Annotated in this window: 1 pseudogene; it reads left to right on the top strand. The window is 53.5% G+C overall.

The features are described 5' to 3' along the window. Window positions 1-673, top strand: a pseudogene (locus tag Q4543_RS24495) (hypothetical protein); the annotation flags it as partial. Between the last annotated feature and the right edge of the window lie 36 nt (window positions 674-709).

The raw sequence follows: 709 nt of genomic DNA, 5'->3' as shown, positions 1-709 counted from the left end.
TCCGCCGTGGCGACCTGATCAGCCTTGGACCTCTCCGAAGGTCGGCGCTCTTACACCACCTCTCGGGGCACTACCGGTTGTTCGTTTCAACTTTGGCAGGGACCCAGACCGTGCAGCGAATCTCAGTGACGCGTTAACCTGCAAACTTGATGAAGTCTGGGCTGCTGATCGGGTTATGCCCGTGGATGTGGCGAGGTTGGTCCAATCCCTTGAGAGATCAGCCTTGGACCTGCTGACATGCGCTGATGACTGTCTGTCAGGTAGGGGCATCTCTGAACGGCCTGTGAGGCTGGCTGTAGGGGCCTTGGTGGTGGTGGCCGGTAACAGGGACATAGAAACCTATCAAAGGTCTGATGCGCGTCAGGTGATCGCCTACATGCTCGAAAAAGGCAACAAAACTGCAACTGTTAGAAGGCGGATTCAATCCCTCCACGCTGTGCTTGAGTATGGATTTCTAGAGCAAGATCTTGAGAAGAGGAATCCCTTTTCTCGACTACCCATCAAAGGTGAAAACACTGACAGCAAGAAACGAGGGGTATTCACTGATGACCAGTTGGCCGAACTCTATCAAACCTGCCTAATAGCAGATAGGGATACCCGCCTTATCCTGCCCATACTCGGTGAGACAGGGGCTAGCTGTCACATCCCGGCAGGTAATATGGCTGTTTCTTGAACAGCTCTGGCTTGAGTTTGTGCCAGTCCTTCATCG

It is taken from the genome of Salipiger sp. 1_MG-2023 (assembly GCF_030547555.1).
Taxonomy (GTDB): Bacteria; Pseudomonadota; Alphaproteobacteria; order Rhodobacterales; family Rhodobacteraceae; genus Salipiger.
The sequence above is the reverse complement of the archived record's forward strand: the minus strand, read 5'-3'. Positions and strand labels throughout refer to the sequence as shown.